This is a genomic window from Micromonospora sp. NBRC 107095 (genome assembly GCF_030269705.1).
GTDB lineage: Bacteria > Actinomycetota > Actinomycetes > Mycobacteriales > Micromonosporaceae > Micromonospora > Micromonospora parva.
In genome coordinates this window covers 551355-565870 of record NZ_BSTU01000007.1, presented here as the reverse complement: position 1 = coordinate 565870, position 14516 = coordinate 551355, and the positions used below count along the sequence as shown (strand labels likewise).

Genomic DNA, 14516 nt, shown 5'->3' with positions numbered 1-14516 from the left:
TACCATCCGGGGACGAATCCGGCGGCGAGAGGGCACCCGTGGGCGCGCGTTTCGAAGAGCTGGCCTGGCGGGAGACTCCGATCGGCGCGATCAGCCTGCGCCGACGCCGGGACCCGGCACTCCAGGTCGAGGTGTACGAGGTCAAGCTCGACGACGAGTATCTGATGTCCAGCCTTTTCCCGGTCGCGGAGATCGAGCTGGCCCGGCTCGGCCTCGCCGAGGTGACCGGTGAGTCGCTCGACGTGGTGGTGGGCGGTCTCGGATTGGGCTACACCGCCTGCGCGGCGCTGGGCGACCCCCGGGTGCGCTCACTGCTCGTGGTGGAGGCGATCGAGGACGTGATCGACTGGCACCGGCGCGGGTTGCTGCCGTTCGCGGCGGGGCTCGCCGAGGACCCCCGGACCCGCTTCGTGCAGGCCGACTTCTTCGCGGCGGTGGCCGGTGACACCGGTTTCGACAGCGAGGTGCCCGGTCGACGCTTCGACGCCGTGCTCCTCGACGTCGACCACTCCCCGCGCAACGTCCTGCACCCGAGCCACGCGGCGTTCTACCCGCCGGACGGGTTGCGCCGCCTGGCCGCCCGGCTGCGCCCCGGGGGCGTTTTCGCGCTCTGGTCGGACGACCCGCCGGACGCCGAGTTCACCGCGTCGCTCAGCGAGGTGTTCGTGGACGTGCGGGCGCACGTCGTGCCGTTCGCCAACCCGCTGACCGGTGGCGAGTCGGCCAACACCGTCTACGTGGCGCGCGCCGACGGCTGAGCGCCCCGGGTCGACCCGCGTCTCAGGACGTCGGGGTGTCGACGCCCCCCACCGCGGGGAACCCGAGTCGATCAATCGGCATGGTGTCGGCCGGACGGGGAACGTGTACCCGGGTCGGCCGCACCAGGCGCGGCCGGTTACGGGAGGTCGACATGCGTGCACTGCTCTGGGTCGTCGGCGTGGTCGCCGGCGTGCTGATCCTGCTCGGGTTGCTCCTCGAAGCGGTCCGCTGGCTGATCATCATCGGTCTGATCGCGCTGGTGATCGTGATCGTCTGGGGCGTCGTCAAGGGGCGGCAGGCCATGAGCCACCAGTCCCGACGACGTTGACCGGTCAGAACCAGTCCGGCCGCATGTCGAGCGTGGTCCGGTCCCGGCTCTCCAGCAGGTCGAACTGCGGCCCGGTGCGGGGCAGCTCGACGGTGAAGAAGTAGCGGGCGGCCTGCCGCTTGCCGGCGTGGAACGCGTCGCCGGCCCCCTCCGGCGGCAGCGCCAGCACCTGCTCCAACCACATCCAGGCGATCACCACGTGCCCGACGGCCTCCAGGTAGGCGCTGGCGTTGGCCAGCGCCAGCACCGGATCACCGTCGGCCCAGAGTCGACTGGTGACAGTGATGACCCGGTCCACCGCCGCCGCCAGCCGGCCCGCCAGCTCGGCGGCCTCGCCCCCGGTCTGCCGGGCCCGCTCGACCGTGTCGCCGATCGTCGTGGTCAGCAGGACGAGACCAGCGCCGCCCTGCATGGTCATCTTGCGCCCCAACAGGTCCAGCGCCTGGATGCCGTGGGTGCCCTCGTGGATCGGGTTGAGCCGGTTGTCCCGGTAGTGCTGCTCCACGTCGTGGTCACGGGTGTAGCCAGCGCCGCCGAGCACCTGGATCGCCAGGTCGTTGGCGGTGAGGCACCACTGCGACGGCCAACTCTTGGTGATCGGGGTGAGCACGTCCAGCAGCAGGTGCGCGCGCTCGCGGTCGGCCTCGGCCGGTGCGGTCTTCTGCTCGTCGAGCAGCCGCGCGCAGTAGAGCACCAGTGCCAGCGCCCCCTCCACGTAGCTCTTCTGGGCCAGCAGCATCCGTCGTACGTCGGGGTGGTCGATGATCGGCACCTGCGCGGTGGCCGGGTCCTTCGCGCCGACCGGCCGGCCCTGCGGCCTCTCCTTCGCGTACGCCAGGCTCTTGAGGTAGCCGGTGTAACCCAACGCGGTCGCGCCGGCCCCGACCCCGATCCGGGCCTCGTTCATCATGTGGAACATCTGCGCCAGACCCTGATGGGGCGCGCCCACCAGATGCCCGACCGCTCCGGGGCGACCGGCTGGGGTGTGCGCGCCGTCGCCGAAGCTGAGCAGGGTGTTGGTGGTGCCCCGGAACCCCATCTTGTGGTTGAGCCCCGCCAACACCACGTCGTTACGGTCGCCGAGCGACCCGTCCGGTCCGACCAGCACCTTGGGAACGATGAACAGCGAGATGCCCTTGACCCCGGGCGGCGCGCCCGGAATGCGGGCCAGTACCAGGTGGACGATGTTCTCCGCCAACTCGTGATCGCCACCGGAGATCCACATCTTGGTGCCGAAGAGCCGGTACGTGCCGTCCGCCTGCGGCTCGGCGCGGGTGGTGATGTCGGCCAGTGAGCTGCCGGCGTGCGGCTCGGACAGACACATGGTGCCGAAGAACCGACCGTCCAACATGGGCCGCACGTACGTGTCCACCTGCTCGGGGCTGCCGTGCGCCAGCAGCAGGTTGGCGTTGCCCAGGGTGAGGAACGGGTACGCCGAGGTGGCCACGTTGGCGGCCTGGAACCAGGTGAAGCAGGCCGCGGCGACCGCGTGCGGCAGTTGCAGGCCGCCGACGGTGGCGTCCAGCCCGGCGGTGAGCAGACCCGTCTCGGCGAAGCTGTCCAACGCCGCCCGGACCTGCGGGATCAGCCGCACCCGCTGCCCGTCGAAGGTGGGCTCGGCAAGATCGGCGGCCCGGTTGTGCGGGGCGAACTGCTCGGTGGCTACCCGCTCGGCGAGGTCCAGGGCGTCGTCGAAGGTCTCCCGGGAGTGCTCGGCGTAGCGGGGACGCTCGACGAGCTCGGCCACCCGCAGCCACTCGTGCAGCAGGAAGTCGAGGTCACGTCGGGAGAGCAGGGTGGACGGCACGGCACTCCTCAGCGGGCGCGGGGGGCGGGCGGGGCGACGGCCCACTGTCGCCCCGCCCATCCTGGCCGATCGGCAGGACCCGCACCACCGGCCCGGCCCGGGTTCGACGAGCGGAACTTGTCACACCCACCGGTTAGCGTCGTTGCCCGTGACCGCACCCGGAGACGTCCCACCCGAGGTCCTCGACCGGCTGCGGCCGATCTGCCTCGGGCTGCCGGAGACCTACGAAGAGCCCGCCTGGGTGGGCATCCGCTGGCGCATCCGCAAGCGGACCTTCGCCCACGTGCTCACCGTCGACCCCGACCGTCAGCAGGTCCACGCCCGGGCCGCCGCCCTCGACCGGCCCGCCTGCCTGTTGACCTTCCGGTCGCCACTCGACGAGATCGCCGGGCTCCTCGGCATGGGCCATCCGTTCTACAAACCGGACTGGGCTCCGAACGTGCTGGGCATGATCGTGGACGGGGACACCGACTGGGAGGAGGTGGGTGAGTTGCTCACCGAGAGCTACTGCGTCCTGGCCCCGAAGCGGCTCGCCGCGCAGGTCGGCCCCACGGTGCCGCCGTCCCGCTGAGCGCCGGGCCGGGTGGGCGCGAGGTGGCTCGACGCCGATGCCCGGCTCTGCTCGTGACCCGCCGACCTGTCGCAGGTCGCCGTTAGGCTCCGCGCCATGGCTGAATTCGTGTTGGTGGCGGGGGCGTGGCTGGGGTCATGGGCGTGGGACGAGTTGGTGCCGCCCCTGCGGGCGGCCGGCCACGGCACGCACCCGCTGACCCTCTCCGGTCTCGCCGAGCGGCGGGAGGCGCCCGCCGGGCAGCAGACCCACGTGCAGGACATCGTCGACGAGATCGAGCGCCGCGACCTGCGCGACGTGGTGTTGGTCGGGCACAGTTACTCGGGCATCCCGGTGGGTCAGGCCGCCGAACGGATCGGTGACCGGTTGATCCGGGTGGTCTTCGTCGACTCCGAGGTGCCGGTCGACGGCGGGTCGTTCGCCTCCGGCTGGTGGCAGGGCCAGGCCGCCTTCGAGGCGCAACTCGCCGACAACGGCGGGCACTGGGCGCCGCTCACGGTGACCGACTTCGACGGTCAGGGTCTCACCGACGGGCAGATTGCGCGCCTGGTCGAGGGGGCCACCCCGCACCCGGGCGCCACGCTGACCGAGCCGGCCGTGCTGAGCCGACCGCTGGGTGAGCTGCCGGCGACGTACGTGAAGTGCCTGCTCGACGGGCCTGAGCCCAACGACACCGTGGCCACGCTGCTGGCCAGTGACCACTGGCGACTGGTCACGATGGACACCGGCCACTGGCCGATGTTCTCCCAGCCCACCGAGTTGGCCCGGATCCTGGTCGCGCAAGCCGGCTGACCTGCGCCGGGCGCGTGAATGTCGGCGCGGTGCCGCCGCTCGCCGCCATCGCCCGGTCGTGGGGGCGGCGATGGCGCGGTCGCTTCGATGGGCGTGATGCCTCAGAGTCATCACGATGCCTCTGAGGCATCACCCTCATCGGGGTGAGCCGCCCCGTGGTGACCCGCTCCGACAGCAGAGATCAGGCTGTCTGGTCGTCCAGGGTTCTGATGTGGCGCACCGGTGACGCGAGCAACCACAGCACGGCGAGCACGCCACCCAGGCCGGCGATGACCAAAGTGGGCCGCAGGCCGAGGGTGGTGCCCAACGCGCCGCCGACAAGCGCGCCGAGCGGTCGGATGCCGTAGTTGACGGCGCTGTAGGCGCCGGCCCGGCGTCCTCGCGCGTCGTCGGGTGTCACGGCGGTGAGGAGGGCGTTGAGGTTCACGTCCATCAGCATCACCCCGACGCTGGAGACCAGCTCGATGGCCGCCAGCATGGCCACCTTCGCCCAGGTGGGTCCGGACACCAGTGCGGTCAGTGCCAGCGGTGCGGGAAAGAGCATCGCGCCGATCATGGCGGTGCGGCCCAGGCCGATCGTGCGCGAGATCCGTGGGGCGAGGGCCGCGCCCGCGAACCCGCCGAGCGCGCCGACCCCGAAGGCGATGCCGATCGCGCCGGCCGACAGGTCGAGGTCGCGGCTGGCGTAGAGCACCAGCAGCGCGCTGGCGATGAAGGTGAAGAAGTTGACGGTGCTGGTGCAGCCGAGGGCGGCCCGCAGCACCGGGTGCCGCAGCACCAGCACCAGCCCTTCGCGGACCAGGCCGAACGTCGACGTCCGACGGGGCGGGGGCGGCGGCTCGGTCACCGGGATGCGGCTGAGCAGCAGCGCGGAGCCGAGGAAGGACACCGCGTCGACGAGGATCGCGACCGGCGCGCTGAGGACCTGGACGAGCCCACCGCCGACGGCCGGGCCGGCGATGAAGGACAGCGACCGGCTCATGCTGAGCTTGCTGGTCGCGTCGACGTACGCCGATCGGGGCACCAGGGCGACGAAGAACGCCTGACGGGCCATGGCGAACAGCACCGCTCCCAGGCCGGTGAGCAGTGCCACGAGGTAGAGCTGAGTGAGGGTGATCGCGTCGAACAGGTAGGCCACCGGCAGGCTGAGCAGCACCGCAGCGCGGATCAGGTCCGCGATGATCAGGAGTCGCCGCTTGTGGGTGCGCTGGTCGACCCACGCGCCGAGGAAGAGGCCCAGGAGGTTGGGCAGCCAGATCAGCGCGGTGAGGACGCTCACCTGCACGGGTGTGGCGGTGAGCAGGGTGACCGCGATCAGCGGTAGGGCCAGTTCGCTGATCCGGTCGCCGAACTGGGAGATCGTCTCGCTGATCCAGAAGGTGCGGAACCGCCGGTCGCGGTGCAGGGGCGGCGCGGGGGCGGTGGCGGTGGCGGTCACGACGTGGCCGGGTCGTCGCCGGGCTCGGGCAGGAGGTAGCGCAGCATCCGCACGGTTCGCGCGTCGGCCGGCGACGTGTCGTCGTCCTTGCGCCGCACGTACGGCGCGAGCAACTCCTCGATGGCGGCCTCCAGCCGTTGCAGCTCCTCGGGGGTGGCCACGAACCGGGTGTCGGCCACTCCGGCCACGCCGCGCCACTGCGCGTCCAGTCGGGGCTCGTCGTGCAGCAGCCACTGTTGGGGCGCCTCGGCGGCCCTGGCGAACATCTCGCCGCGGAGCTGCCGGCCGGCTGCCTGCCCCTCGGCATCGTCGGGCAGCTCGAAGCGGAAGCCCCGGGCCGCCGCCTGCCACCAGCGCTCACGCTTGCTGGCGGTGCCCTCCGCGTCGACGACCAGGCCGAACGTGGCGAGGTGCCGCAGGTGCCAGCTGACCACCGACGGGGTGGCCCCGACGTGCGGCGAGAGCCCGGTGGCGGTGGCCGGGCCGTGCCGCTGGAGGCGGTCGAGGATGGCCAGCCGGACCGGATGGGCCAGCGCCCGCAGCGCCTGCGGCTCGGTGATCTCGAAATCCCCGTACGGATTCTTGAGAGACATGTTTCGAGAGTAGCCTCTCAGATCAGATCAGGGAACCCCCGGCCCGCCGCGACGGCGCCCCGCTGATCAGGCGATGCCCAACCGCGCCAAGGGCTCGACCAGCTCCCGCTCCTCGTAGCTGAGGTGCGACAGGAGAGCGTCGGTCAGCAGGTCCACCGCGGCCCGCAGCTCGGCGAGGCCGTCCGGAGACCCGACGTAGGCAACCAGGGCCCGGTCGACACCCTCCAGCACGTCGTGGATGACGTGGTGCTCCTGCTCCAACCGGTCGACCACCGGGCCGAGTCGAGGGTCGCGCGCCCGCAGCCGGGGGAAGAACGACTGGTCCTCGATGGTGTGGTGGGTGGTGACGATGCGGCAGTACGACTCGCAGTAGACGCCGAGCGTCCACCTGTTCTGCCGCATGGTCATGGTGTTGATGTGGGAGCGGGCCGCGCCGGCGTCGATCTCGCCGGCCGCCACCTGGTCGATCAGGTCGTGAATCTGGGCCAGCTCGGCACGCAGACCGTCGTGGATCTGCACGAGGTGCGCACCGGTGGCCTGCTCCTGCGGGGTGTAGGTGCGCTCCGGGTCGGGCGCGGGCCCGGTCGGCCGGGTCGACTCGTCCCACACCCGCCGCTCGCTTCGTCGTACACCGTCGCCGGGGGTCGGCACCACGGCGAACGCGCCGCCGGTCGCGGTGGCACGGCTCTCCCGCACCGGCGCCGCGACGACCGCCGACGGCTCGGGCTCCGGCTCCGCTGGCGTACGCCCCGGCGCCGCGCCCTGGTTCCGTTCGGCCGCGACCAGCTCACGGACGGCGGGGGCGACCTCGCCGGCGAAGCGGCGCAGGTCGTCGGGGTCGTCGCTGGCCAGGATGAAGGTGCCGACGCCGTCCTCCACTGCCAGCTCGGCCAACTCCTCGGCCCACTGCTCGGCGGGCCCGTCCAGGGGGCCGCGCCCGACGGCCGAGAACTGTCCGGCGATGTTGAGCAGCCGGCGCACGTCCCGCGGGGACCGGCCGGCCTCCCGCGCGGCGTCATCGATGATCGCGTTGCCCTTGGCCAGGTCGCCGGGCTGGAGGTAGCCCAGCGTGGGCAGCCAGCCGTCGGCCCGACGGCCGGTGAGCTGGAGCATCCGGGGCTTGTACGCGCCCAGCCAGATCGGCGTGTGGTGGGCCGGGGCGGGCCCGCGCTTGGCGCCCATCACCCGGTAGAACTCGCCGTCGACCCGCACTCCGCCGCGCGTCTCGACGTCCCAGAGCTGACGGATGACCTCGATGGCCTCCGTCAGCGCCCGGACGCCCTCGCCGGGGGTCAACCGCCGGCCGCCCATCGCCTCGATGGCGTCCCAGAACGCCCCCGCCCCGAGGCCGAGACTGACCCGGCCACCGCTGAGCAGGTCCAGGCTGGCCACGCTGCGGGCGAGCACCGCGGGCGGGCGCAGTGGCAGGTTCGTCACGTTCGCCGCGAGGTGCACCCGGTGGGTGCGGGCCGCGACGAAGCTCAGCAGCGTCCAGGTGTCGAGGAACGCCGGTTGGTACGGGTGGTCCTGGAAGGTGACCAGGTCCAGCCCGACCTGCTCGGCCAGGACGGCGACCCCGACCGTACGGTCCGGATTGTCAGCGCTGGGCGTGACGAAGGATCCGAAGACCAGGTCGTGGCCGTAGTCGCTCATCTGCGAGCCTCCCGATTCACCCCGACGCGTCGGCTGATGCGTCGTGACCTTAACCTTATGCCATACAGAACATCTGCTGCCATCAAGGTCTGGCTTACTGCGCTATTGTCGGGGGATGACGGGTGCCACTCACCGGCCGGGCCGGCCCGATCCGCTCGACGACGACCTGGGCTGGATGCTCGGGATCGTCTTCCGCGGCTACGTCCGCGCGGCCGAGCACGCGCTCACCGATTTCCCCGGTGGCCCTCGTGGCTATCAGCTGCTCACCGCGGCGATCAACGGACCCGCCCGGAACCAGGGGGCGATCGCCGAGGAGATCGGCGTCGACCGCACGGTCCTCACGTACCTGATCGATGACCTGGAGGGGCCCGGCTTCGTGGCCCGTCGCGCGGACCCGGCCGACCGGCGCAACCGGCTGATCGAGGTCACCGACGCCGGCCGTGCCGCGTGGGAGCAGCGACGAACGGCACTGCGGCAGGTCGAGTCGCATCTGCTGGGGGCCCTCACGCCGTCCGAGTCGGCGACGCTGCGGTCCCTGCTGCAGAAGGTCGCCTGTTCGGCCCAGGCGGCGGACCCGCTGCGTGACCTCTGTGAGGTGGTGACCGAGGTGCACGCCGAACCGGCGTCGCCCACTGCCCGCCGGACCGGTGCCGCGGCGGTGCGAAGCGGACGAACCGCCTCCCCCCGAACCCGCCGAAGCACCGGTTGACCAGTGGATATCTGACCGACGGGCCGCCCGGCACCACCCGACGTCGTTCGTCGAGCGGTGCCGGGCGACCCCGCGGTATCGCTACCGCGCCCGGTCAGCGAACGTGCACGAACACCGGGTTCGAGTAGAACCACAGGTCGTCCCACGGGCTCTCCAGGCCGTCGGCGAGCGGCTCGGCCTCGTCCGTGCTGGTGCCACGCACCCGCGCGTAGGTGTCCGCCTCGACGTTGCGCAGGGTGTGCCGGATGACGTAGCTGTCGCCCTGCCGACGCCAGTCGCGCGGGCCGAACCGGGCCACCACCTTGGTGGTGGGGTTGGTGTCGGCGTCCAGGCTGGCGCTCGGGCCGGTGATCTGGCCGACGATCAGGTCGACCCGGCGGACCTCGGGCCGGTCGCCGTTCGCGTTCACCCCACCCAGCGGGCGGAAGGTGATCTCGATATCGACGTCGGTACGGCTCCGACGGCTCACCGTGATCGTCTCGCCCACCTCGGCGGTCTTGCCCTGGGACGTGGCGGTGACGTCGAGGCTGCGGATCAGGTCACCGGTGGTGACCCAGATCCGGCCGTTGCGCAGGCCGTCCATGATGTCGCCGTAGTCCTGGCGGGCGTGCACGTAGGTCTTGCTGTACTCCCCCGGCCAGAAGTCGGACCCACCACGGGTCCAGTGCACGTGCGAGTCCGAGGTGGCGGTGATCCACCACCGTCGGCCCTCGCCGAGCAGTGAGTCCCACAGCCCACCGACCCGGGCGGTCATCTGGTCGAAGCCGCCGTAGGTGGGGTGGTTGCCGTACCCGCCCCGCTTGCCACCGTTGAGCGGGCCGGCCTGGTGCCCGGGTGCGCCCTCGAAGCCGATGTAGACGTCCGGCGCGGCGTTATTGCCGTTGCGGAACTCGCGCGGGGTGTCCTGGCCGTAGACGCCGAGGCCGGGCGCCGAACGGGACGCGTGGTGGGCGATCACCAGCGGCTTGTGCGGCATGCCCCGGGCGACCTTGAGGAACTCCACCATCCTGGCCTCGGTGTCGCGGGTCGGGTCGGTGGGGAACGCGTCGTACTTGGCGAACCGGCTCTCCAACTCGAAGAGCTGCTTCGCCTCGTCGTCGTGACGCGGGATCATCAGCGTGTGGTGGTCCAGCGAGGGCGCGTCGAACTCCATGCCCCAGAACTGGAGCACCTCGGGGACCAGCTTGCGGGACCGCAGCAGGTCGGGGTACGCCTGCTCGATGTTCACCTTCGAGTGGGTGGGTCCACCGTGGTCGGTGCACATCGCCCAGGTCAGGCCGAAGTTCTTCGCCATGATGGCGTTGGTGACGATCGGGTAGACCGCGTCCGCGCCCTTGTGGAAGACGATCGGGGACTTCGTGGTGTCGAACTCGCCGCTGTACTCGGAGTGGACGTGGTGGTCGCCCGCCCGCCACACCCGGTTCTTGGAGTCACCCCGGTCGGGCTTGTCGTGGTCAGCGGGCCGGCGGTCCTCGTCGGCCCACGCCGCTCCGGCGCCGACCAGTGGGCTGGCGGCGGCCAGCGTCGCGCCGACGCCCGCGTACTTGACCAGCTTGCGCCGGGACAGCTGCGGGTGCTCGGTCTCTTCGGAATGCCTGTCTGACACGTGGTGCCTCTCCTCGATCAAGCGAATGCTCTTTCGATCAAGGAGCCTTGAAGAGGCCGGTGAACGCCCGCCGTACGCAGTGGGTGCTCACGATGAACACCCTGCTCCGACCGGTGGGAGCCGGGCGGGTGCCAGCGACCCGGTCAGATCCGGGCGCGCGGCAACCAGCCGAGGAACCGGTGCCGGACCCGGGGCAGCGGCAGCGTGGGCAGGTCCTCGGCTGCGGCGACGAGGCAGGAGCCGAGATAGACCGCGAGGGAGGCGCGCGCGCCACCGAACTCGGCGAGCAGCTGGCTCTGCTTGGTGGCGCAGGGCCACTCTCGCCCGCAGCCGGTGCAGGTCCAACTTGGGGGGTTGGGCAGGTGTTCCGGCAGCTTGGCGCGGCGGTACCGGCCGACGACGCTGTTGTCCGAGCGCACGTCGCGACGCCGGGTCGCGGGGCTCTCGTTGCGGTGGGGTGCCGGACGGGCGCCGGGCAGGTAGCGACCCACGGTGCCGAGCAGCACCCCGACGCGGATCAGGACATCCGGTCCGACGTGCTGGGTCAGCAGGGCGGTCATCAGGTAGTGCCCCAGCAGGTCGAAGGCGTCCCGGTGCAGACCGAGGTCACGGCAGAGGTCGACGAAGTCCGGCGTGGTCAGTGGCACCCGGTCGTCGAGTGCGCGGCGCAGCACCTCACGCAGCCCCGCTCCGAGCCTTTCCAGCGCGTCGCCCTCGCCCAGACCCAGGCTGTCCTCGTCCGCCACCCGGGCCAGCGCCTCGCCGACGGCGAGGCGAACGATGCGGTCAGGATCAGTACTGTCCAACGCTTCCCCCCTTCGATGGCCGGTTCCCCGGCGGTGATCCGGTCACCCCCGGAACGAATCATGAACAAGATTTCGCTGTCCTCCGTGAGGGTGGCTAGGACAGCAGGCGTAGAACCATTCGCCGGGTTAGCCGGAAAACGAAGTCGAGCTGCCGACACAGCACGTGATTTGCAGGGCGGCACGTCGGTGATTGCCGTATGGTGACATTCCCATCTACAGATATTGCGCCTTGCGGTTGCAGGAAGTCAGACCAGATCCGACGCCCTCAACCGGTCGCTGCCGTCCCGCTCGCGACGTTCCACTTCACCGCACCGCCGGCCACCGACGTGCCGGGTCACCGCCGCGCACCCCGGCACGTCCCGATCCCTGCCGTCGGCACCCGTTCCACGACCCCGGCGGCACCTCCACCGGACGGAGACAGCGGATGACGTCATCGCCAGTGCAGACCCACCAGTTCGACAGTCGTGACCCGGCGGCCATCCAGGAATTCCTCTCCGCCACGTACGACCCGAAGCTGCGCATTCACAGCAGGAACGGATATCGGCTCACCCACCGCCGCGTCGACACCGGTCCGTTCGCCATCGCGAGCACCAGCCAGACCGGGCACCTGGAGATCGATGCCAGCAGCCTCGGCGGGCTGGTCATCGGTCGCTCCCGCAGCGCGCGCGTCAACCGGGCCTGCGCCGGATCGGCCCACCGGTTCGGCCCCGGCGAGGTCTTCCTCGTCACCAGGCCCGAGGAGCCGTGCACCGTGCGCTGGCATCCGGGTGAGGTGGAGCTCTGCGTACTGGACCTGTCGGTGCTGGCGCGGGTGGCCACCACCGCGCCGGCCCGCCGGCCAGGTCGGATCCAGTTCACCGAACTGGGTGCCGCCGGTACGGCCCTGGCCCGGCAGTGGGGCAACACCACGAGCTTCGTCCGCGACGTCGTGTTGAACAGCCCGGTCGCCGGAGCGCAGCCGCTGGTGATCGGCAACGCCGCCCGGATGCTGGCCGCGGCGGCGCTCGCGGTCTTTCCCAATACGGCCTTCACCGAACCGACCGCCGCGGACCGGAACGACGCCACCACCGCCACGTTGCGTCGGGCGATCGCGTTTCTGGAGGAGCACGCCGACCGGGACATCAGCGCGGCCGACATCGCCGGCGCGGCCGGCGTCTCCCTGCGGGCGGTGCAACTCGCCTTCCGCCGTCATCTCGGCACCACCCCGATGGCCTACCTGCGTCGGCTCCGGCTCGCTCGGGCACACCACGACCTGGTCCGCGCCGACCCACGCCAGGAGACGGTCTCGGCGATCGCCAGTCGGTGGGGATTCGCCAGCCACAGCAGGTTCACCGCGCGCTACCAGGCCAGTTACGGTGTGCCGCCGCGCATCACGCTGAACACCTGAGGCCGCGACCCTGCTCCGCCGACACGGCGCACGCGGGCACGCACGCCGTCCGGCGCGGCGTTCGTCGGCTCCGAGCTAGCCCCGGTCGCGCTCGTGGCTGTCGCGGGCGGTCCGTAACTCGGGCACCGACGCCTCCAGCAGATCGGCGAGGCCACGCAGCTGCTCGGCGACCCGGGCGCCGAGGGGGGTCAACGAGTATTCGACGCGCGGTGGGATCGCGGTGAGCACCTCGCGGGTGAGCATTCCGTCACGTTCGAGGGTCTGCAGTGTCTGGGAGAGCATCCGCTCGCTGACCCCGTCGATGCGGCGCCGCAGCGCGTTGAACCGGTACCGACCCTCGCCGAGCGCCAACAGCACCAGCGAGGCCCACTTCGAGGTGACGTCCTCGAAGGCGGCACGAGAGGTGCAACCCCGCGCGAAGACATCGCTGACGAATTCCTGGGTAGGCCCCGCCGGATCCTGGGCCGGCCTGTCGCTCACCTCACCAGCCTATCTCATGCCCCACACTTGGTTAGTGCTGTAGATTCGTAAGTGCCAGCTGATTTGTCACCACCCTTCGGAGGTTCCCATGCCCACCTACGCCGTCACCGGCGCCACCGGCCGACTGGGCCGGCTGGTGATCGAGCAGCTGCTCGACAGCGGCGTACCCGCCGCCGAGATCGCCGCCATCGTCCGCAGCCCGGAGAAGGCCGCCGACCTGGCCGCACGCGGGGTCGAGATCCGCACTGCCAACTACGACGACCCGTCGACGCTGCCCGGCGCCGTGGCCGGCGTACGCCGGCTGCTGCTCATCTCCGGCGACACCCCCGGGCAGCGCGTCGCGCAGCACACCGCTGTCATCGACGCCGCCAAGCTCGCCGGGGTCGAGCGGCTCGTCTACACCAGCATCCTGAAGGCCGACACCACAGCGAACCCGCTCGCCCCGGAGCACAAGGCCACCGAGGAGGTCCTCGCCGCGTCCGGACTGAGCTACACAGTGCTGCGCAACAGCTGGTACACCGAGAACTACACCGACCAGCTGCCGCAGTACCTGGGGTCCGGCACGATCCTCGGCGCCACCGGCGGCAGCACGATCTCCGCGGCGACCCGGGCCGACTACGCGGGGGCCGCGGTGGCTGCGCTGACCCGCGACGAGGACGGCAACGCCGTCTACGAGCTGGGCGGCACCGCGTTCACCTTCGACGAGCTGGCCGCGGCCGTCACCGAGGTCACCGGCACCACAGTCGTCCACCAGGACATGTCCGCCGCCGAACTGGCCTCGGCCCTGCAGAACGTCGGCCTGGACGCGGGCACCGCCGGCTTCGTCGCCGCGCTCGACCAGTCGATCGCCAACGGCGAGCTGACGACCGACAGCGACGACCTCAGCCGGCTGCTCGGCCGGCCGAGCACCCCGCTACGCGACGCCATCCGGGCCGCCCGGGCCTGACCGCTCACCAGCGAAGCGGGCGGCGGGGCAGGTCCCCGCCGCCCGCCACCTGGTGCAGCCGGGCACGTATCCTCGACGGCATGCTCAGGCACGTCAATGACCGGTTCCGCCGGCACGCCGGGCCGCCACGTCGGGACCCCTCAATGTCCACCGTGGACCGGCGGGGGTCGGTCCGGTGAGCGGCGACGTCGTCGTCCGCGTCGCCGTCGAGCAGGACGACCCCGAGCGGGTCTTCGACGTGCTGTGGCAGCTCGCCCCCGGAGATGCGCGGCCGGACTCCTCCCGGCTGGCCAGCGCCTGGCGCGACCTGCACGCGCAGGCTGGCCGCCGCCTCCTGCTGGCCGTCGCCGGGGACACCTTCGTGGGAACCCTGGACACCCTCGTCGCCCCCAACCTCACCCACGGCGCGCGACCGTACATGATGGTGGAGAACGTGGTGGTCGCGCCCGGATGGCGCCGGCGCGGCGTCGCCCGGGCCCTGGTGCTGGCGGCGCTCGACGATGCGACGGCGGCCGGCTGCTACAAGGTCCAACTGGTGTCGAACGCCGCACGCACCGACGCCCACCAGTTCTACGCGTCAGTCGGTTTCACGCAGTCGGCCCTCGGCTACCGCCGGTACCTCACCACCGCTTCGTGACCCG

At 71.5% G+C, this 14516-nt stretch carries 15 protein-coding genes; 8 read left to right on the top strand and 7 right to left on the bottom strand.

Going from position 1 to position 14516, the window contains the following annotated elements; genetic code table 11:
- Positions 1-38: 38 nt before the first annotated feature.
- Together QSK15_RS30870 and QSK15_RS30865 are read left to right on the top strand one after the other, a co-directional pair.
- Positions 39-758 (top strand): polyamine aminopropyltransferase, encoded by a 720-nt coding sequence (locus tag QSK15_RS30870; RefSeq protein ID WP_285797562.1) that lies wholly within the window; start codon positions 39-41, stop codon positions 756-758.
- 152 nt (positions 759-910) lie between these two features.
- Positions 911-1087: a hypothetical protein gene (locus tag QSK15_RS30865; RefSeq protein WP_285797561.1), complete on the top strand. Its 177-nt coding sequence runs from the start codon at positions 911-913 to the stop codon at positions 1085-1087.
- 4 nt (positions 1088-1091) lie between these two features.
- Here QSK15_RS30865 and QSK15_RS30860 read toward each other — a convergent pair whose 3' ends face one another.
- A complete protein-coding gene (locus tag QSK15_RS30860; protein WP_285797560.1) occupies positions 1092-2894 on the bottom strand; it encodes an acyl-CoA dehydrogenase in 1803 nt (600 codons plus the stop codon).
- Between the two features lie 148 nt (positions 2895-3042).
- Between QSK15_RS30860 and QSK15_RS30855 the strand changes: the two genes are divergently transcribed.
- Together QSK15_RS30855 and QSK15_RS30850 are read left to right on the top strand one after the other, a co-directional pair.
- Entirely contained in the window at positions 3043-3465 is a 423-nt protein-coding gene (locus QSK15_RS30855; protein ID WP_285797559.1) for an MmcQ/YjbR family DNA-binding protein, read from the top strand.
- Positions 3466-3561: 96 nt separating this feature from the next.
- On the top strand, positions 3562-4257 hold the full coding sequence (locus QSK15_RS30850; protein ID WP_285797558.1) for an alpha/beta fold hydrolase: 696 nt from the start codon (positions 3562-3564) through the stop codon (positions 4255-4257).
- Positions 4258-4438: 181 nt separating this feature from the next.
- Here QSK15_RS30850 and QSK15_RS30845 read toward each other — a convergent pair whose 3' ends face one another.
- The 3 genes from QSK15_RS30845 to QSK15_RS30835 all read right to left on the bottom strand — a co-directional run bounded on the left by QSK15_RS30845 (position 4439) and on the right by QSK15_RS30835 (position 7941).
- Positions 4439-5695: an MFS transporter gene (locus QSK15_RS30845; protein ID WP_285797557.1), complete on the bottom strand. Its 1257-nt coding sequence runs from the start codon at positions 5693-5695 to the stop codon at positions 4439-4441.
- The gene (locus tag QSK15_RS30840) at positions 5692-6288 is read right to left on the bottom strand and encodes an ArsR/SmtB family transcription factor (protein WP_285797556.1); all 597 of its coding nucleotides are present in this window, start codon (positions 6286-6288) and stop codon (positions 5692-5694) included. Before QSK15_RS30840 ends, QSK15_RS30845 begins: the two co-directional genes overlap by 4 nt.
- 66 nt (positions 6289-6354) lie before the next feature.
- Positions 6355-7941 (bottom strand): LLM class flavin-dependent oxidoreductase, encoded by a 1587-nt coding sequence (locus QSK15_RS30835; RefSeq protein ID WP_285797555.1) that lies wholly within the window; start codon positions 7939-7941, stop codon positions 6355-6357.
- A 115-nt stretch (positions 7942-8056) separates the two neighbouring features.
- Between QSK15_RS30835 and QSK15_RS30830 the strand changes: the two genes are divergently transcribed.
- Positions 8057-8650, top strand: coding sequence for a MarR family winged helix-turn-helix transcriptional regulator (locus QSK15_RS30830; protein WP_285797554.1), 594 nt, complete (start codon positions 8057-8059; stop codon positions 8648-8650).
- A gap of 94 nt (positions 8651-8744) precedes the next feature.
- Here the strand turns inward: QSK15_RS30830 and QSK15_RS30825 are convergent, their stop codons facing one another.
- Together QSK15_RS30825 and QSK15_RS30820 are read right to left on the bottom strand one after the other, a co-directional pair.
- Positions 8745-10256 carry a CehA/McbA family metallohydrolase domain-containing protein gene (locus QSK15_RS30825; RefSeq protein WP_285797553.1) on the bottom strand — a complete coding sequence of 504 codons (1512 nt, stop codon included), beginning with the start codon at positions 10254-10256 and terminating at the stop codon, positions 8745-8747.
- Positions 10257-10399: 143 nt separating this feature from the next.
- Positions 10400-11062 (bottom strand): hypothetical protein, encoded by a 663-nt coding sequence (locus QSK15_RS30820; protein ID WP_285797552.1) that lies wholly within the window; start codon positions 11060-11062, stop codon positions 10400-10402.
- A gap of 424 nt (positions 11063-11486) precedes the next feature.
- On the opposite strand from QSK15_RS30820, the gene QSK15_RS30815 reads away from it, so the two are divergent.
- Positions 11487-12449 carry a helix-turn-helix transcriptional regulator gene (locus QSK15_RS30815; RefSeq protein WP_285797551.1) on the top strand — a complete coding sequence of 321 codons (963 nt, stop codon included), beginning with the start codon at positions 11487-11489 and terminating at the stop codon, positions 12447-12449.
- Positions 12450-12524: 75 nt separating this feature from the next.
- Here QSK15_RS30815 and QSK15_RS30810 read toward each other — a convergent pair whose 3' ends face one another.
- Positions 12525-12929 carry a winged helix-turn-helix transcriptional regulator gene (locus QSK15_RS30810; RefSeq protein ID WP_285797550.1) on the bottom strand — a complete coding sequence of 135 codons (405 nt, stop codon included), beginning with the start codon at positions 12927-12929 and terminating at the stop codon, positions 12525-12527.
- A gap of 88 nt (positions 12930-13017) precedes the next feature.
- Here QSK15_RS30810 and QSK15_RS30805 point away from each other — a divergent pair, with 88 nt between their 5' ends.
- Positions 13018-13875 carry an SDR family oxidoreductase gene (locus QSK15_RS30805; RefSeq protein WP_285797549.1) on the top strand — a complete coding sequence of 286 codons (858 nt, stop codon included), beginning with the start codon at positions 13018-13020 and terminating at the stop codon, positions 13873-13875.
- Between the two features lie 175 nt (positions 13876-14050).
- Entirely contained in the window at positions 14051-14512 is a 462-nt protein-coding gene (locus QSK15_RS30800; protein WP_285797548.1) for a GNAT family N-acetyltransferase, read from the top strand.
- Positions 14513-14516: the final 4 nt, after the last annotated feature.